We start from the raw sequence: 20788 nt of genomic DNA, 5'->3' as shown, positions 1-20788 counted from the left end.
TGCTGGCGATCCGGCGGATGCCTGGGGCGGTCAGCCGAAGAACACCTCGAACTCGTCGTACAGCGACGGGTCGACCCGCTTGGTCTTCTCTGTGACATCGGCGAGGGGAACGCGGACGATCTGCGTACCCTGCAGGGCCACCATCACGCCGAAGTCACCGTCCTTGACCGCGTCGATGGCGTGCAGACCGAAGCGCGTGGCCAGCCACCGGTCGAAGGAGCTCGGCGTGCCGCCGCGCTGGATGTGCCCCAGGACCGTGGTGCGGGCGTCGGTGCCCGTGCGCTCCGAGATCTCCCGGGCCAGCCATTCGCCGATGCCGGACAGCCGCACATGGCCGAACTCGTCCAGCATCTGGTCCTTGACCATCATCTGTCCCTCTTGCGGGACGGCTCCCTCGGCCACCACGACGATCGGCGCGTAGTTGGTCTCGAATCGGCTTTTCACCCGCTCACAGACCTGATCGATGTCGAACGGCCGCTCCGGTATGAGGATCACGTTGGCGCCGCCCGCGACGCCGCCGTGCAGCGCGATCCACCCTGAGTGCCGCCCCATCACCTCCACCACCAGGGTGCGCATGTGCGACTCGGCAGTGGTGTGGAGCCGGTCGACGGCCTCGGTCACGATGCCGACGGCGGTGTCGAAGCCGAAGGTGTAGTCGGTGCCGGAAACGTCGTTGTCGATGGTCTTCGGAACACCGACCAGATCGACCCCCTGCCGGCTCAGTGCGGTGGCCACACCGAGCGTGTCCTCGCCGCCGATCACGACGAGCGCGTCCACGTTGTGCGCGGCAAGGGTGTCCTGCACCCGCCGCAGGCCGTCCTCGTGCTTGAACGGGTTGGTACGGGAGGAGCCGAGGATGGTTCCTCCGCGGGGGAGGATTCCGCGCACGCTGGGGATGTCGAGCGGCACCACCTTGTCCTGGAGCGCGCCGAGCCAGCCGTCTCGCAGGCCGACGAAGTCAAAGGCGTACTCCTGTACGCCTTTGCGGACGACGCTGCGGATCACAGCATTGAGGCCGGGACAGTCACCGCCGCCGGTCAGCACTCCAACCCTCATGGCTTCCTCCCATCAGCTGGTCACCCGACCTGGTGGCAGCCCTCTCGGCGATCGAAACCGCTGTCGGGGAACATGGATCACCTCCCCTCCAGCCTCCCTCCAATCGGTCCGCAGTGGCCACTCGGCGGACGCAGGATCCAGACGGCTCGCTCGTGGTTGCCACGGGTCGGCGCGGTACGGCGCAGGGGCCCTCCTCGTCGAATGCTCTGCGGTCCGGCCGATGCGCAACCGCCCGGCCCGAGGCGCCCGCACCGCCTACGACGCCGCGCCCGGCCGCCACAGGCACGACAGGGACTCTGACGTTCAGTCACTCGGCGCGGGAACAGGAGCGGGGCGTCCCCCTTCCGCGACGGCGTGGCCACCCGGTCGGCGACTGCGCCGGACAGAACCGTGGAAGCCGGTACGGGGCCGCAAGGACCGCATGAGTGCCCGATCGACTCAGTGCACGAGTCGTCCCGAGGAGCATTCTCGAAGAGAGAGCCTGCGGTGTCACCGCGAAGGAGACCGACGGAACCGACGTTCGCGGTGGAGCCTGAGCAACCCGGTGGGCGACCGGCTGGTGCTGCCGGGGACCGGAAGGCGGCGAGTCGCGACAGTCCGGGCCCGACGACTCTTCGGCTGATGCCCTCAGCTGACCCCGGCGCCGCGACGTACCGGTCGGGAGGGCGCCGCCGGAGGAGCCGCCCGCGTCATGCGGCTCCCGTCAGTCCGGCTCCATGTAGGGGCGCCGGAAGACCGGGGCCTGACCGGTGCCCCAGGGGCGTACGGCTGCCAGTGCCCGGGCTACCACGGACTCCAACGGGCCGCTGGTGTCGACGGCGACGGCCTCGGGCCACGCGGGTTCCCTGGCCGCCATGGCGGTGGCGATGTCGAGATCGGCGTCGGACGCGCCGGGGGCGCGCGTGCTCAGGCGGGCCGCTGACACGTCGTCCGGGACGTGACAGTGCAGGGCGACCAGGTCGGCGCTGGTGTGTTCGGCCACGCGCCGTGCCGCTTCACGCCGTGCCGTGTCGGACCAGGTGGCGTCCAGAACGACGGACTCCCCGGCGGACAGCAGAGCGGCCGCGCGGTCCAGGAGGGCGGCGTAGGTCCTGGCGGTCCACTCGGGTGTGTACAGCCCTTCGCCGTAGCCGGCCGCCGCGGACTGCTCTGGGGGAATGCCCGCCAGTTCCTTGCGGACGCGGTCGCTGCTGAGCAGGGTGACTCCCAGCCGGTCGGCCAGCGCACCGGAGAGGGTGGACTTCCCGCTGCCCGGCAGCCCGCCGACGAGGGTCAGGCCGACGGCGGAGGTGCGCAGGTGGCGCAGCGTCGTCGAGATCAGCCTGCGTGTCACCGCCGCCGCGCCGGGCGCTCCCTGGCGGGCCTGGATCAGGGAGACCTTGGCGCGGACGAACGCGCGGTAGGCGACGTAGTGGTGCCACAGTGACGCGGGGGCGGGGTCGCCGGAGTATTCGCTGTACTGCGCCAGGAAGTACGCGGCGGCTTCCGGGGCTCCTAGCTGTTCCAGGTCCATGGCGAGGAAGGCGGCGTCGTCCAGGCCGTCGACGTAGCGCAGCCGGTCGTCGAACTCCAGGCAGTCCAGGACGCGGGGACCGTCGTCCAGGCAGAAGATGTCCTCGGCGAGCAGGTCACCGTGGCCGTCGACCACCCGCCGTTGCTCGATACGGGATGCGAACAACCGCTCGCGGCCTGCGAGATAGCGGCGCACCAGTTGTTCCGTCTCCGTCATCCCCTCGGGCACGGAGCCGTCGTCGGCCGACGCGTGGATCTGCGCGAAGCTGGCCTCCCAGCGCGACGACAGGGCGTCCCGGGTGCCTTGCTCGTCCACGTCCCGGCCACGGGGCGCGTCCGCGTGCCACGCGGCGAGGTGCCGGGCGACGGTCCGCAGGACGTCGTCCAGGACGGCGCCTCCTCGTACCAGGCGGGAGAGACGCCGGTCCGCGGGCATGCGTCGCATCACCACCAGGGGTTCGGGTGCTTCGGCGTCCGGGCTGCTGAACTCGCCCAGGCCCAGATAGACGTCGGGGGCGAAGCGGCGGTTGAGAGCGACTTCGCGTTCGCACGCGTCCTGGCGCGCCGTCGGCGTGGTGTAGTCCAGGAATCCCAGGTCCACCGGTTTCTTGACCTTGTAGGCGCGGTCCCCGGCGAAGAACACGATCGCGGTATGGGTCTCGCACACCTCCGCGCGCGGGGGCGGCGGCCCGTGGTGGCCGGGCTCAGTCATGGGGGACTACGGCGACGGGGCAGCGCCCGTGATGGATGGCGGCGTGGGCGATGGGACCGAGGTGGGGCGCCACACCGTGCCGGTGTGCCCGCCGGCCGACGACCAGCAGTGCGGCGCCTTCGGCTGCCTGTACGACGGTCTTGGCGGGGCTTGCGAGACGGATGCTGTCGGCCACGTCCACCTGCGGGTACTTCTCGCGCCAGGGGCGGAGGGCCGTGCTCAGCTCCTTCTGCGCGTCACGCGTCATCTGTTCGGTGGCGTCGTGGTCCACCCCCCAGGGAACGCGCGCGTGGAGCGGCACGCTTCGGCCGTGCACGGCCACCAGCGGAACCTGCCTGGCCGCGGCGGTGTGGAACGCGAAGTCGAGCAGGTCGTCGGAGGTTCCGTGCAGTTTCAGGGCCACGACCACGCGGCTCACGAGTGCCGGATGTGCTCCCTCCACAGGGGTTTCGGCGCGGACCAGTACCACCGGCCGCTCCGCCCGGGCCACGACCGGCATGCTGACGTCGCCCAGGAAGTAGCTCTCGACGGTCTCCAGCCCTCGTGAGCCGAGCACCATCATCTCGGATTCCGACGCCGCCTGGAGCAGTGCCTTTCGGGCGTCGTCGGCGACCAGGCTCCCGACAATGGTCAGGCCCGGGTGGCGGGCTTGCAGTTCGGCCCTCGCGGCGTGCACGAGACGCTTCGCCCAGTAGTTCTGGTCGACCTCGGAGGAAGCGTGCATGGGCTCCGGTGCCAGCAGGGGCCACGCGTGCAGCAGGCGCAGCGTGAGCCTGCGCTTCTCGGCCTCGTCGGCGGCCCAGCGGGCGGCGGCAAGACTCTCGGGTGAACCGTCGAGACCCACGGTGACGACTGGTTGCATGGCGGCGGCCTCCGTCTCGTACGAAGCTGGATACGACGGTGGATGACGGTGAACGAGTCCGATGGCGTGCATGCTCCGGACGCCGCCGACATGCCGAGCGCGGTGCTTCTCTCCTTCGAGGAGTACCCCAATCCCCTCCCCGGCGCATGTGGAGCCGTGGAGGAGGTGGCCGGGCACGTGGCAGCCGCCACGAGAAAGGAGGCTCGGACCCGCCCGCAGCGGATTCGCTTTCCCCCGCACTGCGCGTCCATCCGGAGGGGTTTTGGGACGTAGCCGCAATGCTCGGAGCGATATCGCGTGACCTGATGGGTAATCTCGCGCTGCCACTGGCCGAATCGCCTCCCAGCAGACGCAGCAGACCCGGCAGACCCGGCAGACTAAGCAGACTCAGGAGAAGAGCCATCACCGAGCAGAAGCCCGGAAAGACTGGGACCGCTCCGGGAAACCAGCCCCAAGAGGCCGACCAGTTGAGGAACATGCTGCGTCGGCCCGAGTACCGGCGGGCGTTGGTGTTCTGCGGCTTGATCGGGATCCCGGTGTCGTTGATCGCGTTCTGGTTTCTCGTCCTGCTCCATCAGCTGGAGAACCTGATCTGGGTGGACTGGCCGCACGATCTCGGGTGGGCGGATCCGCCATGGTGGTGGCCCTTTCCGCCGGCTCTGCTGTCCGGTGTGGTCGTCGCCCTGGTCGTCCTGCGGTTTCCGGGCCGAGGAGGACACATCCCGGCGGCGGGTCTGCACTCCGGAGGGGCGTCGAAAGCCGCTGTTCCCGGTGTGGTCTTCGCCGCGTTGGCCAGCCTGCCGCTGGGTGCCGTTCTCGGGCCCGAGGCGCCGCTGATCGCCCTCGGCGGTGGTCTGGCACTGGTTTTCCGGGATCTCGTACGCGCTCCCGCGACCGAGGCGAGCACGGCTCTGCTCGGCGCCGCCGGCGCCGCGGCAGCCATCTCCGCGATCTTCGGCAGTCCGCTCGTGGCGGCCGTGATGCTCATGGAAGTGGCCGGAGTCGGCGGACCGCAACTGTTCGCGGTGATGCTCCCCGCCCTGCTGTCCAGCGGAATCGGCGCCATCGTGTTCACCGGCTTCGACCACTGGACCGGGCTGAAGACCGGGAGCCTCGACATCGGACTGCCCGCTCCGCCCCTCCTCGACGCCGGGGACGTGCTGTGGTCGGCGCTGATGGCGGTTGCCATCGGGGCAGCCGTCCACGGGGTCATGGTGGGCGGACGGTTCGCAGCGCGCTTCGTGTCCGCACATCCGTTGCGCAACACGGTGCTCTGCGCTCTCGCCGCGGCGGGCTGCGCGGCTCTCTACGCGGTCGTCACCGGCCGTTCGCCGTCCGAGGTCTCCCTCTCCGGCCAGGCCACTCTGGCGCAACTCGCCGGGAACCCCCATGCGTGGTCGGTCGGCAGTCTGGTGGCGGTCCTCGCGTTCAAGGGCATCGCGTACGCGCTCTGCCTGGGAAGCCTTCGCGGCGGTCCGACCTTCCCCTCCTTGTTCCTGGGCGGAGCGGTGGGCGTCCTGCTGTCGCCCCTGCCTGGACTCGGCGTCGTAGCGGGCATGGCGGCGGGTATGGCGGCCGCGTGCGCCGCCGCGCTGCGGCTGCCCGTCAGCACGGTGGTGCTGGTCGTCCTCATGGTGGGCAACTCGGAGACGGTGTCCGTGATCGTGCTGGCCGCCGTGGTGTCCTTCGTGACCACCGAGTTGCTGCCACAGGGACCGGGGATTCCCGCGTTCAGGCCGAGAGCCGGTCGAGCGCGTCGTCCAGCGTCGTCGCGCCCATGATGAGGGAGAGAGGGGACAAGGCCGGGAGGACGCAGCGCCACCGTCCACCGAGGTGCGGCGACTTCGGTCCGGTGATGCAATGAAAATCGATGACAGGGGACTTCCGTGACCACCCAGGGGTGACGCCGTGAAGGATGAACTCGTCGAGATGGGACCGATCGACTATGTGGTCGTCGAGTTCCCCGGTAACCGAATGACCGGCGAAGGCTTTCCTATGCTCGTCGACCTGGTGGACCGCGGCCTCATCCGGATCCTCGATCTGATGTTTGTCAGAAAAGAAGCGGATGGATCCGTGGCCGGCCTGGAGATCGCCGACCTCACCGGTGACGGAGCTCTGGACCTGGCCGTCTTCGATGGTGCGTCCTCCGGCCTGCTGGGCCAGGACGACATCGAGGAGGCGGGAGCCGCCCTGGAGCCCGGCTCCTCCGCCGGAATCCTGATCTACGAGAACCTGTGGGCCGCGCCCTTCGCCGCCGCCCTGCGACGCGGCGGCGCGCAGCTGGTCGCCTCCGGACGGATCCCGGTGCCGGCCGTCCTGGCCGCTCTGGACGCCACGGACCCCGGTCGACCGCCGACGACGTAGTACGCCACCGGCCGAAGGACGGGAGCTGTCCGTTTTCGCATGCCGTCCGTTCGCGTGCCGTCCATTTCGCATGCCGTTCGTCTCGCATGCCTCCTGCGAGAAAGGAACTCGCCGTGCCAGGTCTCCTCCGCGGGGTCGCCCGCACAGCCGTAGTGGCCGGTACCGCCACCGCCGTGTCGAACCGTGTGTCCCGCCGCCAGCAGGGGCGATGGGCCCGGCAGGACGACCAGGAGGCCCCGCCACAGCCTGTGAGGTCCTCCGAGCCGGCTCCCGCCCCGCCGCCCGTCGACATGAACAGCAAGATCGATCAACTGAAGCAACTCGGGGAGCTCAAGGCTCAAGGCGTCCTCACCGAGACCGAATTCGAGGTCCAGAAGAGCAAGATTCTCGGCTCCTGAGCACCGGTCAGGACGCACCGACAGGTCCGGGCCTCGGGCGGAAACTGGCCACCAGAATGTGCAGGCTGACGACAAGAGCCCACAGCGGGAAGACCAGCTCGGACCAGGCGATGCTGCCCGTCAGGAGAAGCAGCGTCAGAGCGACGAGATAGCCGAGGAGGGCGAGCCAGCGCGGAAGGACTCCGAGCCGATGCCCGATGGTGGAGGTGGAGAAGGTGAACACCGCGGCCATGCGCATCGCGTAGGTCGTCAGGAGGCTGTAGGTGACGTGACGGCCGAATGACCACCCTTGGAGCTTGGAGCCGACCCCGGACACGTCGGCCGTGACCAGCAGGCCGCCGGCCGCCGCCGCGGCCCCGAAGAGAGTCGCCACGAACAGCAGACCGCTGCCCAGGAAGACCATGGCGAAGAACTGGTCCTCCGCCTCTCCGATGCGTGCGCGCACGGCGCCCATGAACCACAGGAAGAAGATGCCTGCGAAGGGAATGAGGTTGAGCGCCGTCTGTACGGTACGCCGCCGCGAGGGGTCGGTGATCCAGCTGTTGCCCACGTTGCCGGGCTCGTCCGGTACCGCTACGCGGATCAGAACGATGGCCGCGGCGAGCAGCAGGGCGAAGACGATCCCCACCAGTCCTGCGGCTCGTGGAGTGCGCAGCGCCTGAAGCTTCCTTTCCATGGGCGGTCTCTCGCTTCCTCTCCCAGCCGGTGTGTCCTCGTCCGGTGACGGTCCTCTCCCCCGTCCGGTGCAGCCTGGCGCGGACCCCCAGCGGGCGGCCAAGTCCAGCAAGCACCGGTCTACGTCGATCTGCCACTGGGACTGTCCATGCGGGTGACGTGCGCGGACACCGGGAACCACGGGGTTCGGGCGGCCGACAGCCCACGGCCGGCCTACTCCGGCGGACTCTCGGTACCCCGTCGGCCCGGGGCCAGCAGGACGGCCGTGTCCCCCGGCCGGGGCAGTGGCGTGCTGCCTCCCGTGACCGGATCGAGGCGGCCGTCCCTCCGCACGAGGAACAGCAGATCGCTGCCGGGCCGTAGGGCGTCGTCGGCGGGCTGCCCCAGAACGGCTGCCCCGTCCTCGTACCTGCGGGAGAACGTCGGCCAGGTCAGGTCCGCGCCGAACAGAACCTCGCCGCCGATGAACGGCGCCACCACACCGTGGCTGTCGGCCGGTGCGGTGAGGCGGTGGACCGTACCCTCCAAACTGCCTCGCAGAAGCACCGCCGCCAGTGCGTTGAAGTCGTCCTCGGCGGTGAGGAAGTACACCGCCGTGATGCCCTCCAGCTCGGCGGCCCCACCCGTGGCGGCGCCCAGCAGCTCACCGGGCGCAAGCTCGATCCCCGCCTGCCGGATACGTTCGCGCTGTTCCTCCTCCCCCGCCCACATCAGCACCTCCAGCCCTGCCGACTTCAGGGCCACGCCCAGGTCGACCACCCAGGGGTCGCCGCCGACCAGCAGGGGCCGCGAGCGGGACGGGCGCACGACGCCCAGGCGCCGGGCGACGGGCGAGGCGGTCAGGCCGTAGAGCGTCACGGTCGCGACGATGACCACGAACGTGGCCGGAAGGATCTTCGACGCGCCGCCGATCCCCTTGGCCACCAGGCCCGCCGAGAACGTCGAAGCCGTGGCGGCCGCGACGATGCCGCGCGGCGCCATCCAGCCGATGAAGCCCCGCTCGCCGCGTGTCAGGTCGGTGCCGAGGGTGGACACGACCGCGACCAGCGGTCTGACGACCAGCACCAGAAAGGCTGCGAGCCCGAGCGCGGGCAGCCACACATGGCGCAGCGAGTGCGGGGTGACGGTGGCCGAGATCGAGATGAAGAGCAGACCGAGAATCAGGCTGACCAGGGTCTCGAAGAACGGCCGACGCGCGGGTACGTCCATGCTGGGGAGGTTGGCGACGGCCAGGCCCATCACCACGGCGGCGATGAGTCCCGTGTCGTCGCGCAGGACATCGCAGAGCGCCGCCACACCGACCACCGAGGCAAGCTGCGCCGTGGTGCCGAGGACCTCGCCGAGCCGCAGCACCCGGAACAGCACCCACAGCAGAGCCGCCCCGGCCGCTCCTCCGGCCGCTCCGATGCCCACGCTGGCCAGGAAATGCGCCGCCCCACTGCCGAGGTGGTGGGCCGAGCTCGCGACGACCGCGTGGAAGACCAGTGCTCCCAGTACGCCGCCGACCGGGTCGATGAGGGAGCCTTCCCAGATCAGGATGCGCTGGAGCCGGTCCTTCGGTCGCACGAAGCCGAGCAGCGGTCCGACGACCGTCGGCCCCGAGACCACGAGGATCGCGCCGGTCATGACGGCCGCCCGTGGGGACATGCCCAGCAGCGGCGCGGCGAGGAGCGTGCCGAGCAGCCCGGTGATCAGGACGCCGATCCAGATCAGCCGGACGACGACGCGGCGGGTGTGGCCCTTCAGCCTCGCCAGGTCCAGTCCGAGGCCCGCGTCGTAGAGGATCACGGCGACGGCCAGCGACACCAGCGGTGAGAACGCCGCCCCCAGCAACTGCTCGGGGTCGACGTCGTCGATCAGCGCGCCGGCGGCGAAGCCGACCGGCAGCAGGACGATGAGGGCGGGGATGCGCAGGCGGCCGGCCAGAATCTGCGATCCGACGGCCAGCACCAGGATCAGGCCCACGCCGATGAGCACCTGGTTCGTCGTCACACGTGGCCCTTTCGATGCGTGGTGCCGTCACTCTCCCCACGGCGTGATCCCCCAGCGGACGGTGTGCTGCTCGCCCGGGCCGAGGCTGACGAGCCCGGCACCGCTGCGGAAGGCGTCCGGGGGGCAGGTCATCGGCTCGATGGCGACCGCGCGACGGCGCTCCCCCGGCGGCAGGGTGTCGCCGGTGTAGAGCTGTACGTAGTCGGCGCCTTCGCCCAGCCACACGTCCGTGCCGAAGGCGCCCGACGGGTGGGCCAGGCGCACCACCGCCCGACCGTCCGCGTCCCGGTCGAGGTCGCCGAAAGGGGTGTCCAGCCGGAGCGCACCGACAGGTTGCGGCGTTCGCAGGTCGTACTCGGTCCCGGCGACCGGCTCGGCGGCCACCGGCAGGCCGCGCTCGTCGGTGCGCAGCCAGGTCCGTGCGGGGACGGTCAGCACCGCCTGGTCGACGACGGCGGTGCCCGCGGTGACGTAGGGATGCTGGCCGAAGCCGTAGGGTGCGGTGCTCGCGTCGAGGTTGTGTGCGGTGACGGTGACTTCGAGCCCGCTCTCGCCCAGGGCGTACTCGGCGCGGACGTGGAGGTGGAACGGGTAGCCCGGCTGCGGCCACAGCGGAACCTCCAGGACGGCGCGGCGGTCGCTCGCGTCCACGACCCGCCATGCGACCCACCGGAGCAGCCCGTGGATGGCGTTGCCGCCGGCCGGCTCGGTGAGCGGCAGCTGCAGATCCTGTCCGTCCCAGGGGTAGCGGCCGTCGCGGATCCGGTTGGGCCACGGCACCAGGATCTGGCCGCGTCCGCCGGTGATCCGGTCCTGTTCGGCGAATCCGTCGATCACGGTGCGTTCTCCGACCACGTACGACCGAAGGGCCGCCCCCAGCTCGACGATGACGGCACGGTGCGTGCCGTGGCGGAGGGTCAGTTGCCGTCCGGTGCGGCGTTGCTGCACGTGTGGCCTCCTCGGTCCGGCCTGCCGGAGTCCTCGGACGCCGGCGTAGTGGTGGCCTGCGGCGCCGGCCCTCCCGTCGGGAGCGTGCGACCCCGCATCGGCCCGGTCAAGCGCAACACGTTCCGGCCGGCGGAATCGCCGGGCAGGTTCGCCTGCTGGGGCCACAGGCGGTAGCAGGCGGCGGTGGACGCACGGGGCGCTCGTGCTGTCTCCCGGACGGCGACGGCGGCGTCACCCGCTGCCCGTGCGCCTGCTGCGACGGCCGATGCGCCGCCAGACAGCCCGTTGGAATCTGATCATCAGCACGCCCACCAGGATCAGCAGCACGATGTTGAGCAGGAGCTGGACCAGGGATCCGCGCGCCTCGCTCCAGCTGGAGAACGCGCAGGAGACGCCGATGTCGGCGGCGGCCGGGATGGTGGTGACCGAGATGAAGACGCCGAGCAGCGCGCTCGTCCTGGCCTGGGTCAGGGACATGATCCCGACGATGCCGGCCAGCACCGCGACGACCACGGAGAAGAAGTTGGGGGCGTCGATCAGCGTGGAGACCGGCCTGAAGCCCAGGTCGAATGCCTCGGGTTGAAAGTCGAGCGCTCGGATCGCCCACGAGAACAGGAAGGTCACCACAACGGCCAGCAGGAATCCCACGGTCAGGGCGAACAGGCCCTGCCGGATCCTGGCGCCGTTGCCGCGGTCGATGCCCAGCGCAACGCTGGTGATGGCGCCGTACTCCGGTCCTACGACCATCGCCGCGACGATCAGGATCTGGGAGTTGGTGATGATGCCCGCCGCCCCGATGACGCCTGCGATGACCAGGTAGACGTAGAAGCTCGGCAGATAGGTGCCCTCGGCGCGAATCCGCGCTTCCACCTCCTCCCAGACCGGCGCGTGCGCGAGCGCCCCGAGCTGCTGCTGCTCGGCTTCGGCCGCTGTGCCGGAGAAGGCCATCTCGACCGGCTCGATGACGATGGATCCGCGACGGTCGAGTTCCAGTGCGCGCAGACCGCGCAGCACGGCGTTGGCCGCGCCCGCCAGGATGTCGCACTCGATCGCGTCGCCGTCGGGGTTGTGCGCCAGTTCGGGAAGGACGACCAGGTTGAAGACATAGCGGTCGTCGGTCAGCAGCCCGACCGCCCGGGGGGTGAGATCAGAGGGGCTCACCAGCCGGACGTGGATCATCTCCATGCACAACCTCCCTCGCTCGTCCGACGGACCCACCGAGGCGCCACGGTGCCCGAGCGCCGGGCTCGCCCACCTGCGACCGACCGGCTCCGGCCAGTAACGCCCGCTGGGTGGGGGTCGGCAAGCCGGGTGCGGTGATCGGCTCCAGCGGCCCCCGGTCGCTTCGGTCGCCCGGCCACAGCCCACGGCCGCGGCGGGCTGTCGTCACCGGCTGCCGTGGGCGAGCCGTCGTTGACCGCTTCCGACGCGCAAGGGCCACCCGAGTGGCCGATAGTGGACGTAGGGGGATCTTTCCGAGAACTCGGAGCAGCCATGGACCGCTACCCTCCCATCGCCGAACACGGCCTGGTGGGCGACCTGCAGACCGCCGCGCTCGTCTCCTCGCAGGGTGTCGTCGACTGGTTCGCCGCTCCCCGTTTCGACTCGCCCAGCATCTTCGCCGCCCTGCTCGACCACGACGGCGGCGGTTACCTGCGGCTGTCCCCCGAGCACCCCGACGCGACCTGCAAGCAGCTCTACTACCCCGACACGGCCATTCTGGTGACCCGTTTCATGTCACCGGACGGGGTGGGCGAGGTCGTCGACTTCATGCCTCCGGACCGGACCCGCACCGCCACCGACCGTCACACCCTGATACGCGTCGTGCGCGCCGTGCGGGGGACCGTCGACTTCACGCTCGAGTGCCGGCCGCGCTTCGACTACGGCCGGGCCGAGCACCGGCTGGAACTCGGCGAGAACACCGGTCTGTTCCGGTCCCCGGGGATGGACGCGCACCTGCAGACCTCCTTCCCTCTGGAACGGGACGGCCAGGACGTACGCGGCAGGGTGACGCTGAGCGCCGGCGAGTCGGGCGGCGCCGTGTTCACCGTCTGCGCTTCCGGCGGCGAGGCGCCCGCACCCCTCACGGTCGACGGGCTCACCGCGCAGGTCGACGACACCGGCCTCTTCTGGCAGACCTGGTTGCACCAGTCCCGCTACCGGGGCCGCTGGCCCGAGCTGGTGCACCGTTCGGTCATCACCCTCAAGCTCCTGACCTATGCCCCCACCGGCGCCCTCATCGCGGCGGCCACCATGGGCCTGCCCGAGCAGGTCGGCGGAGAACGCAACTGGGACTACCGGTTCACCTGGGTACGCGACAGTGCGCTGTCCGTGCGCGCCATGCTGGACCTGGGGTTCGCCGAGGAGGCCACCGCCTTCCTCCACTGGCTGGTCGAAAGGCTGCAGGAGCGCGAGGGAAAGGAAGAGGAGCCGCTCCAGACGATGTACCGGGTCGACGGCAACCCCGACCTGCCCGAGGAGACGCTCGAACACTTCGAGGGCTACCGCGGATCCTCCCCTGTCCGCATCGGCAACGGAGCCGCCGACCAGCTCCAGCTGGACATCTACGGTGAGGCCCTCTACGCGTTGTCCCAGGGCCGCGAGATCGCGCAGCAGGCCACCTACCGGGGATGGAAGACGCTGACCAGGACGCTGGACTGGTTCGCCGAGGCCTGGGACCGGCCGGACGAGGGCATCTGGGAGACCCGCGGCGGCCGCCAGGACTTCACCTACAGCCGGGTGATGGCCTGGGCGGCCTTCGACCACGGGCTGAGCCTGGCCGACCACTTCCGCAGACCCGCCGACGTGGAGAAGTGGCGCAGCGCCAGGGACGCCATCCTGGAGCAGGTCATGGAACGCGGCTGGAGCGAGCAGGAGGGCGCCTTCGTCCAGCACTACGGCGGCGACGTCCTGGACGCTTCGCTGCTGCTGATGCCGAGAGTCCAGTTCATCGCCCCCAGGGACCCGGCCTGGCTCGCCACCCTCGACGCGATGGACCGCAAGCTCGTCTCCGACAGCCTCGTCTACCGCTACGACCCGGCGGCGTCGCCGGACGGGCTGCGCGGCTCGGAGGGCACCTTCAGTCTGTGCACCTTCCTCTACGTCGACGCGCTGGCCCGGGCGGGGCGGCTGCCCCAGGCCCGCTACACCTTCGAGAAGATGCAGACCTACGCCAACCACGTCGGGCTCTTCGCCGAGGAGATCGGTCCGAGCGGGGAGCAACTGGGCAACTTCCCCCAGGCGTTCACCCATCTGTCGCTCATCATGGCGGCCACCACCCTCGACGAGGCGCTCGACGCGGAGAACAGGCGCTGACCCGTGGTCGTGCATCCCCGTCCGGCAGGATCGCCGCCGCTGACCGAGGACGAGTTCGGCGTGCTGTACCGGCGCCTGCTCTCGTCCGCCGCCTGGGCCGCGGGTGACCGGGGCGCCTTGGCCGCGCTCACTCCCGCCCGCGTGCTGGCCGCCACCCGCGAGGTGCGGACCGGCCGGACGGTCACGCTCGCCGCGCCGGTGGAGACGCTGCCCGGTCCGGACAATCCGGAGCCCGCGAAGCACAGGATGAGCGGGCAGCCGGAGGAGGACGCCTCCAGCGGGCTCCACTTCGCACGGGACAGCTTCGCGATGAACGTGCACGGCGACGCCGACAGCCACATCGACGCCCTGTGTCACGTCATCTACGACGGCACGCTGCACGGCGGCGTGTCCGCGAGCAGCGTCACGGCGGACGGGGCCACGACGCTCTCCATCGAGGTGGCGCGCGACGGGATCGTCGGACGGGGGGTGCTGTTGGACATCCCGCGGCTGCGCGGCGTGCCCTGGCTCGAACCGGGTGATCACGTGACCGCCGACGACCTCATCGCGTCCGAGACCGCCCAGCACGTCCGCGTGGGCGAGGGCGACCTCCTGTTCGTCAGGGTCGGCCACCGCCGACGCCGTGCCGAACTGGGCGCGTGGCACGCGGCGGAGGCACGCGCGGGGCTCCATCCGTCCGCGCTGGAGTTCCTGGCGGAGCGGCGGGTCGCCGTGCTCGGCGGCGACGGGAACAACGACACCGCTCCGAGTTCCACCGAGGGCGTCGGCTTCCCCGTGCATGTGCTGGCGGTCCACGCCATGGGCCTTCACCTGCTGGACTACCTGCAGTTCGAGGACCTGGAGCCCGTCTGCGAGGCCGAGGGGCGCTGGTCGTTCCTCTGCGTCATCGCGCCGCTGAGGCTCCCGGACGCCACCGGCTCGCCGGTCAACCCGATCGCCGTGCTGTGACCGCGGCGCCCACGGTCGTGGTGGTCATGGGTGTCTCGGGATCGGGCAAGTCCACCGTGGGACCGCTGCTCGCGCAGCGGCTCATGGTGCCCTTCCTGGAGGCGGACGACGTCCACCCGGCCGCGAACCGCGCCAAGATGGCCGCGGGTCACCCACTCGACGACGAGGATCGCCGGCCGTGGCTGCGGTCCCTCGCCGACTGGATCCGGGAGGCGACCGACGCCGGCCGGGGCGGGGTGGTGGCGTGCTCGGCCCTCAAGCACGAGTACCGGGATCTGTTTCGCAGGGCGGGAGCAGGCGTGTGGTTCCTGTGTCTGGCGCTCGATCGAGCGACCGCCGACCGACGGGTCACAGGCCGTGTGGACCACTTCATGCCCGCCCGGCTGGTGGACTCCCAGTACGCCGCCCTCGAACCGCTGCGGCCCGACGAGCCCGGCCTGACCGTCGACGCGACGGCCGCCCCCCAGGCGATCGTCGAGGCGGCGGTGCGCGCCCTGCACAGAAGCAGGTGATCGCACACCCGTTCGCCCCCTGTCGGGTCGCCACCACCCGACCCGCCGGATAGTTTGGAAATAAGCGCCGAATGTCCCGATTGCCTGACTCCTAGAACGGGACCCTCTCATGGCCGACGATCAGCACTACGACGTCATCATCATCGGTACGGGAGCGGGCGGCGGTACGCTCGCCCACCGGCTGGCCCCCACCGGCAAACGGGTCCTGATCCTCGAACGCGGCGGCTACCTGCCACGGGAGCGGGACAACTGGGACTCCACCGCCGTCTTCGTCAAGGGCAAGTACCGTGCCCCCGAGTTCTGGTACGACAAGCACGGCGACCAGTTCCCCCCGGAGGTCAACTACTACGTCGGGGGCAACACCAAGTTCTACGGTGCCGCGCTCTTCCGGCTCCGGCCCGAGGACTTCGGCGAACTGCGCCACCACGACGGCGTCTCGCCTGCCTGGCCGATCCGTTACGAGGACCTGGAGCCGTACTACACCCAGGCCGAGCACCTCTACCTGGTGCACGGCCGGCACGGCGAGGACCCCACCGGGGGGCCGACCAGCGCGCAGTACGCCTACCCGCCGGTCGAGCACGAGGCGCGCATCCAGCAGCTCAGCGACGACCTGGGGAAGGCCGGCCTGCACCCCTTCCACCTGCCGATCGGCGTGAACCTCACCCAGGACGAGCACGGCCGGGCCACCCACGACAGCGTCTGCATCCGCTGCGACCGGGTCGACGGCTTCCCCTGCCTGGTGGGTGCGAAGTCCGACGCGCAGGTGATCTGCGTCGACCCGGCGCTGAAGTACGACAACGTCACGATGGTGACCGACGCCCACGTGCGCCGCCTGGAGACCGACCCGACCGGACGCACCGTCACCAAGGTCGTCGCCGAGCTCAAGAACGGAGCGACCGAGGTATTCGGCGCCGACATCGTGGTGGTCGCCGCCGGCGCGGTCAACTCCGCCGTCCTGTTGCTGCGTTCGGCCAACGACCAGCACCCCGGCGGCCTGGCCAACAGCTCGGACGTGGTGGGACGCCACTACATGCGCCACAACAACCTGGCGCTGATGGCGGTGTCGAAGGAACCGAACCCCACCAGATTCCAGAAGACGCTGGCGCTGAACGACTGGTACCTGGGCGCGGACGACTGGGAGTATCCGCTCGGCGGCATCCAGATGCTCGGCAAGTCGGACGCCGACCAGATCCACGGCGAGGCGCCGCGCTGGGCCGGCGCCGTCATGCCCGACATGCCCTTCGAGGTACTGGCGCACCATGCCGTCGACTTCTGGCTGTGCGGGGAGGACCTCCCCCTGCCCGAGAGCCGGGTCACCCTCGACAAGGACGACGCCATCCACCTGGCTCTCGACGAGAAGAACAACACCGCCGGATTGAAGCGCCTCCAGCACAAGCTGCGGGGAATGCTCGGGCACCTGGGCATGCACGAACACCACCTGCTGGATCACAGCATCTACCTGCACAAGGGCATGCCGATCGGCGCCACCGCGCACCAGGCCGGCACCGTGCGGTTCGGCGACGACCCACGGAGTTCGGCCCTCGACGTCAACTGCAAGGCCCACGACCTCGACAACCTCTACGTCGTGGACACCAGCTTCTTCCCCAGCATCGGCGCGGTGAACCCGTCGCTGACCGCCATCGCCAACGCCCTGCGGGTCGGTGACCACATCGCCGCCCGGCTGAGCTGACGGCTGAGCTGACGGGGGCTCCATCGCTGCGTGATGAACCGGCAGAGCGCCGCTACAGGTCGTCGCCGGGCGTTCTGGCGGCCCGGGTGTCGGCGTCGGTGAGCTCCTCCAGCTCACCCATCGTGTCGAGCCGGTAGAGCAGCACCAGCGCCGGACCGATCAGCACGATCGCGATGCCCGTGACGATCATCAGCCAGCGCAGGGTGTGAGCGGCCCCGGCCGCCTCGGCCACCGTCAGCGAGGTGGGCAGCACGTAGGGCCGCTGCGCGCAGCCCCAGGCGCCGACGACCAGGGCGACGCTCGCCACCGAGGTGTGGCGGGACCAGCCGTACGACCGGCGCCACAGAAGCAGCACCGTGGCCAGACCACAGACCGCGGCCAGAATGATCAGCAGCAGTCCCAGGCCCCCGGTGAGGCCGTCCCAGACGTACCGGGCGTCGTCGTGGGTGACGGGCAGACCGATGAGTGCGAGGACGACGACCACGCCGAAGGCGATCATCGCCCGCAGGCGGAAGTAGTCGACGAGGTCGTCCGCACCGAACCGCAGGGCGTCGGAGCCGAGGAAGACCGCACCGAGGAACGCGGTGGCGGCGATGGCCAGCAGTCCCACGAGGACGGAGGTTCCATTGGCCCAGGCGTCCGCGGAGGCGGTCGTGCCGACCTTGACCCGACCGGAGGCGATGCCGCCGAGCACCGCCCCGAGGAAGAACGGCGTGAGCAGCGACGAGACGGCGAACACCGCGCCGTAGATCCGTTGTTGGGCCAGGCGGCGGGTCGGCTTGCGCAGGGCGAACCCGGCGCCGCGCAGCACCATGCCGACGGCGGCGAGGGCGAGCGGCAGCCACATCGCGGAGAAGACGGCCTGGAACATCGTCGGGAAGCCGGTCCACATGATCACCAGAATGAAGATCAACCAGACGTTGTTGACCTCCCACACCGGTGCCATGGCGTGATCGATCAGCCAGCGGGGCCGCTTGCCGCGCTCCGCGCCACCGGCCAGGAGGTCCCAGAAGCCCGCGCCGTAGTCGGTGCCCCCGGCACAGGCGTAGGCGGCGATCGCGAGCACCATCACCCAGGCGATGAAGTCGGCCATCACGACGCACCGCCAGAGGTACGGCCGGACCCGCCACCCGGCGCGGCCCCGGTGGTTGTGGGCTCGGGCTCGCTTCTGGGCCCGTAGGGGGTGTCGGTCTCCGGCGGCAGTTCGGCGCGCGCGGCGGCCGAGCCCTCGTCGGCGATGCGCCAGCGGGTGCGCATCTTCAGGACGACCGCGAGGAACGCGCCGAAGACAGCCGCGTACACGACCATGACGATGCCGAGCATCGCCCACAGCGATCCGGCGCGCGTGCTGGTCACCGCCTCCGAGACCCTCATGTGGTGGTACACGATCCAGGGCTGGCGGCCGACCTCCGTGGTGATCCACCCGCACTCGACGGTGACCAGGCAGGCGACTCCCGCGAGCGCGCCGCAGCGGTAGAACCAGCGGCTGCGCGGGTTGTCCCGGTGCCGCCACCAGCACCAGGCGTACCAGAGCGCGAGCAGGATCAGCACGCTGCCGACGGTGACCATGATGTCGAAGGCCCAGTGGGCGATGGTGGCCTGAGTCGCCGTCGGGCGGTCGCTCGCCGCGACCGACGACAGGCCCGTCACCTTCGTGTCCGGGCTGAATCCGGCGAGGATCGAGTCCAGTTGGGGAATCTTGAGGCCGCCGGAGATCGTCCCGTCGGGATGCAGGCGCCCGAACATGTACTCCGGTACGTGGGTGTCGGTCTTCCAGACGATCTCCGTGGCGGCGAACTTGATCGGCTGTTTGTGGAAGACGGCGCGAGCGGCGGAGTCACCGAGCATGAACTGGACCGGAGTGAGGATCGCGGCAACCGTGAACGGCACGGTGAAGCCGAGCCGGTGGTAGCGGTCACGGCGCCCGCGCAGCCAGCCGACCGCGTACACACCGGCGACCACGTAACCGGCGGTCAGAAGCATCGCGACCACGAAGTGCCAGTACTCCGGGCCGAACATCGGTGTGAAGATCGCCTGTTGTACGTCGACGTGGATCGGCTTGCCCTGGGCGTCGAGGCTGAACCCCTGGGGAGTGTTCATCCAGGAGTTGGCCGCGATGATGCCGAACGCCCCCATCAGGGCGGCCAGCGGCAGCGGTACGGCGAGCCAGAAGTGGGTCCAGGGCTTGAGCCGGCGCCAGCCGTAGAGGTAGATCGCGATCAGGACGGCCTCCAGGAAGAACGCCCACGCCTCGATGCCGAACCCGAGGCCGAAGACGTCTCCCCAGCGGCCCATCATGCCGGGCCACAGCAGACCGAACTCGAAGGACAGCACGGTGCCGGTGACGACGCCGATGGCGAACTGAACGGCCATCACCGCCGACCAGCGCCGGGCGAGCAGGAGGGCGACGGGGTCGTTGCGACGCAGCCCCCGGTGGTGCATCAGCAGAGTGATGAACGGCAGTGCCACACCGAACGGGACCAGCAGGATGTGCGAGGCCAGGGTGAAGGCCATCAGTTCCCGCGCCGGCAGGAGTTGGGCCGGGGTGCTGTTCGCCAGAAGGGCAGCGGTGCTGAGCATGTGCGCCTCGATGGTCTGCCCTGCGGGAGTGGCGGGGCTGAAGAAGGACAGGATGCGGAGGACGCCCGCAGAGGGCCGGCGAGGGCCCGTCCTCAGGGAGGCGGAGGCGCCTTCGGCCCGGCCGCGGGACAGATACGGGAGATCGCCGGACGCGCGCGACCGAACGCGCCGTCACCGACTTCGACACCGGTCGGCCCGGCGCCGACGAGTGCGAAGGTGAGCCGTTGCTGCCGTTCCCGGGCGTGCGCGGCGAACCCCCCGCCGAGGATCACCACCCGGCGGGGCGTGACGTGATCCTGCATCGGTGGTCAGCCTCCGGTGGCGAAGCCGGGGAAGAGCGTCATTCCGCCGTCGACGTAGAGGGTGGTGCCGACGACGTAGTCGAGCAGGTCGGACGCCATGGCGACGACGGCGTTGGCGATGTCGTCCGGGTCGCCCACGCGGCGGTACGGGATCAGGCGCAGGAGGTCGGCCTCGGCCTCGGGCGTGGACCAGGCGTCGCGGTTGATCGGCGTGCGGATGGCGCCGGGTGCGACCGCGTTGACCCTGATCCGCTTGGGGGCGAGCTCCTGGGCGAGGGTCTGCATCAGCATGCCCACACCGCCCTTGGAGGAGGCGTAGTTCACGTGCCCCGCCCACGGGACGATCTGGTGGACCGAGCTCATACAGATGATCTTTCCCGCCGAACGGGACACCTCCTCCACCACGCCGCGCCGGATGAACTCCTTGGCGGCCTCCCGTGCGCACAGGAACTGGCCGGTCAGGTTGACGTCGATGACCTTCTGCCACTGGGCGAGCGTCATCTCCGTCACGGCTGCGTCCCGCTGGAGGCCCGCGTTGGCCACCATGATGTCGATGGTGCCGAACTCCTCGACCATCCGCGCGACCATGGCGGTCACCTGGTCCTCGTCGGACACGTCGGCCTCGTGGGCGTAGGCGCGGACCCCGAAGCCCTCGATCTCCTTCACGACGTTCTCTGCCTCGTGCGCACCGACGACGTAGTTCACCACGACGTCCGCTCCGGCCCGGCCCAGGGCGACGGCGGTCGCCAGGCCGATGCCCGAGTTGGCACCGGTCACCAACGCCTTCTGGCCCTTGAGGAGCTGCGCGGACGTCGTCCCGCGGTTCTCGACTCTTGCTGCCACCACGATCTCTCCTTGGGCGTTTCGGACGGCACGCCCGCCGGAAACGGGCGACGCGTATGAGGAAGGCCGGGACTCGGCC

At 70.4% G+C, this 20788-nt stretch carries 18 protein-coding genes; 7 read left to right on the top strand and 11 right to left on the bottom strand.

Translation table 11 applies throughout. The features are described 5' to 3' along the window. Nucleotides 1-30: 30 nt before the first annotated feature. From OG562_RS41070 to OG562_RS41060, 3 genes are all read right to left on the bottom strand, one after another. Nucleotides 31-1056: a 6-phosphofructokinase gene (locus OG562_RS41070; protein ID WP_266407173.1), complete on the bottom strand. Its 1026-nt coding sequence runs from the start codon at nucleotides 1054-1056 to the stop codon at nucleotides 31-33. Nucleotides 1057-1759: 703 nt separating this feature from the next. Continuing rightward, nucleotides 1760-3280, bottom strand: coding sequence for an AAA family ATPase (locus OG562_RS41065; protein ID WP_266407171.1), 1521 nt, complete (start codon nucleotides 3278-3280; stop codon nucleotides 1760-1762). Then, the gene (locus OG562_RS41060; RefSeq protein WP_266407170.1) at nucleotides 3273-4142 is read right to left on the bottom strand and encodes a universal stress protein; all 870 of its coding nucleotides are present in this window, start codon (nucleotides 4140-4142) and stop codon (nucleotides 3273-3275) included. Before OG562_RS41060 ends, OG562_RS41065 begins: the two co-directional genes overlap by 8 nt. A gap of 476 nt (nucleotides 4143-4618) precedes the next feature. On the opposite strand from OG562_RS41060, the gene OG562_RS41055 reads away from it, so the two are divergent. From OG562_RS41055 to OG562_RS41045, 3 genes are all read left to right on the top strand, one after another. Next, on the top strand, nucleotides 4619-5923 hold the full coding sequence (locus OG562_RS41055) for a chloride channel protein (RefSeq protein ID WP_266407168.1): 1305 nt from the start codon (nucleotides 4619-4621) through the stop codon (nucleotides 5921-5923). A gap of 127 nt (nucleotides 5924-6050) precedes the next feature. Next, on the top strand, nucleotides 6051-6506 hold the full coding sequence (locus tag OG562_RS41050; RefSeq protein WP_266407166.1) for a DUF6325 family protein: 456 nt from the start codon (nucleotides 6051-6053) through the stop codon (nucleotides 6504-6506). Nucleotides 6507-6619: 113 nt separating this feature from the next. After that, nucleotides 6620-6904 carry an SHOCT domain-containing protein gene (locus tag OG562_RS41045; protein ID WP_266407164.1) on the top strand — a complete coding sequence of 95 codons (285 nt, stop codon included), beginning with the start codon at nucleotides 6620-6622 and terminating at the stop codon, nucleotides 6902-6904. A 7-nt stretch (nucleotides 6905-6911) separates the two neighbouring features. Here OG562_RS41045 and OG562_RS41040 read toward each other — a convergent pair whose 3' ends face one another. The 4 genes from OG562_RS41040 to OG562_RS41025 form a co-directional block, all read right to left on the bottom strand. Continuing rightward, nucleotides 6912-7580, bottom strand: coding sequence for a hypothetical protein (locus OG562_RS41040; RefSeq protein ID WP_266407162.1), 669 nt, complete (start codon nucleotides 7578-7580; stop codon nucleotides 6912-6914). A 212-nt stretch (nucleotides 7581-7792) separates the two neighbouring features. Then, complete coding sequence (locus tag OG562_RS41035) at nucleotides 7793-9571, bottom strand: sodium:proton antiporter (RefSeq protein WP_266407160.1); 1779 nt, start codon at nucleotides 9569-9571, stop codon at nucleotides 7793-7795. Nucleotides 9572-9598: 27 nt separating this feature from the next. Continuing rightward, entirely contained in the window at nucleotides 9599-10519 is a 921-nt protein-coding gene (locus OG562_RS41030; protein WP_266407158.1) for an aldose 1-epimerase family protein, read from the bottom strand. Nucleotides 10520-10750: 231 nt separating this feature from the next. Continuing rightward, nucleotides 10751-11704, bottom strand: a complete 954-nt coding sequence (locus tag OG562_RS41025; RefSeq protein WP_266407156.1) for a DUF389 domain-containing protein — start codon at nucleotides 11702-11704, stop codon at nucleotides 10751-10753. Between the two features lie 309 nt (nucleotides 11705-12013). On the opposite strand from OG562_RS41025, the gene OG562_RS41020 reads away from it, so the two are divergent. The 4 genes from OG562_RS41020 (at nucleotide 12014) to OG562_RS41005 (ending at nucleotide 16984) form a co-directional block, all read left to right on the top strand. Then, nucleotides 12014-13834: a glycoside hydrolase family 15 protein gene (locus tag OG562_RS41020; protein ID WP_266407155.1), complete on the top strand. Its 1821-nt coding sequence runs from the start codon at nucleotides 12014-12016 to the stop codon at nucleotides 13832-13834. 3 nt (nucleotides 13835-13837) lie between these two features. Next, nucleotides 13838-14782, top strand: coding sequence for a cyclase family protein (locus OG562_RS41015; RefSeq protein ID WP_266407153.1), 945 nt, complete (start codon nucleotides 13838-13840; stop codon nucleotides 14780-14782). Nucleotides 14783-14808: 26 nt separating this feature from the next. Beyond that, entirely contained in the window at nucleotides 14809-15294 is a 486-nt protein-coding gene (locus OG562_RS41010) for a gluconokinase (protein ID WP_266409801.1), read from the top strand. 109 nt (nucleotides 15295-15403) lie between these two features. Next, nucleotides 15404-16984 carry a GMC oxidoreductase gene (locus OG562_RS41005; RefSeq protein ID WP_266407150.1) on the top strand — a complete coding sequence of 527 codons (1581 nt, stop codon included), beginning with the start codon at nucleotides 15404-15406 and terminating at the stop codon, nucleotides 16982-16984. A 52-nt stretch (nucleotides 16985-17036) separates the two neighbouring features. Here the strand turns inward: OG562_RS41005 and OG562_RS41000 are convergent, their stop codons facing one another. The 4 genes from OG562_RS41000 to OG562_RS40985 form a co-directional block, all read right to left on the bottom strand. After that, nucleotides 17037-18077 carry a cytochrome d ubiquinol oxidase subunit II gene (locus tag OG562_RS41000; RefSeq protein WP_266407147.1) on the bottom strand — a complete coding sequence of 347 codons (1041 nt, stop codon included), beginning with the start codon at nucleotides 18075-18077 and terminating at the stop codon, nucleotides 17037-17039. Continuing rightward, the gene (locus tag OG562_RS40995; RefSeq protein WP_266407144.1) at nucleotides 18077-19564 is read right to left on the bottom strand and encodes a cytochrome ubiquinol oxidase subunit I; all 1488 of its coding nucleotides are present in this window, start codon (nucleotides 19562-19564) and stop codon (nucleotides 18077-18079) included. The genes OG562_RS41000 and OG562_RS40995 overlap by 1 nt, the downstream gene beginning before the upstream one ends. A gap of 92 nt (nucleotides 19565-19656) precedes the next feature. Continuing rightward, nucleotides 19657-19866, bottom strand: coding sequence for a hypothetical protein (locus OG562_RS40990; RefSeq protein ID WP_266407142.1), 210 nt, complete (start codon nucleotides 19864-19866; stop codon nucleotides 19657-19659). Nucleotides 19867-19872: 6 nt separating this feature from the next. Beyond that, nucleotides 19873-20709, bottom strand: coding sequence for an SDR family oxidoreductase (locus OG562_RS40985; RefSeq protein ID WP_266409800.1), 837 nt, complete (start codon nucleotides 20707-20709; stop codon nucleotides 19873-19875). Nucleotides 20710-20788 lie beyond the last annotated feature (79 nt).

The organism is Streptomyces sp. NBC_01275 (assembly GCF_026340655.1).
Classification (GTDB): Bacteria; Actinomycetota; Actinomycetes; order Streptomycetales; family Streptomycetaceae; genus Streptomyces.
This window is presented reverse-complemented; position numbering and strand designations above follow the sequence as displayed.

Coding starts and splice junctions, on each gene's coding strand:
- OG562_RS41070 (WP_266407173.1), bottom strand. CDS start 1,056: ATGAGGGTTGGAGTGCTGACCGGCGGCGGTGACTGTCCCGGCCTCAAT.
- OG562_RS41065 (WP_266407171.1), bottom strand. CDS start 3,280: ATGACTGAGCCCGGCCACCACGGGCCGCCGCCCCCGCGCGCGGAGGTG.
- OG562_RS41060 (WP_266407170.1), bottom strand. CDS start 4,142: ATGCAACCAGTCGTCACCGTGGGTCTCGACGGTTCACCCGAGAGTCTT.
- OG562_RS41055 (WP_266407168.1), top strand. CDS start 4,619: ATGCTGCGTCGGCCCGAGTACCGGCGGGCGTTGGTGTTCTGCGGCTTG.
- OG562_RS41040 (WP_266407162.1), bottom strand. CDS start 7,580: ATGGAAAGGAAGCTTCAGGCGCTGCGCACTCCACGAGCCGCAGGACTG.
- OG562_RS41025 (WP_266407156.1), bottom strand. CDS start 11,704: ATGGAGATGATCCACGTCCGGCTGGTGAGCCCCTCTGATCTCACCCCC.
- OG562_RS41020 (WP_266407155.1), top strand. CDS start 12,014: ATGGACCGCTACCCTCCCATCGCCGAACACGGCCTGGTGGGCGACCTG.
- OG562_RS41010 (WP_266409801.1), top strand. CDS start 14,809: ATGGGTGTCTCGGGATCGGGCAAGTCCACCGTGGGACCGCTGCTCGCG.
- OG562_RS41005 (WP_266407150.1), top strand. CDS start 15,404: ATGGCCGACGATCAGCACTACGACGTCATCATCATCGGTACGGGAGCG.
- OG562_RS41000 (WP_266407147.1), bottom strand. CDS start 18,077: ATGGCCGACTTCATCGCCTGGGTGATGGTGCTCGCGATCGCCGCCTAC.
- OG562_RS40995 (WP_266407144.1), bottom strand. CDS start 19,564: ATGCTCAGCACCGCTGCCCTTCTGGCGAACAGCACCCCGGCCCAACTC.
- OG562_RS40990 (WP_266407142.1), bottom strand. CDS start 19,866: ATGCAGGATCACGTCACGCCCCGCCGGGTGGTGATCCTCGGCGGGGGG.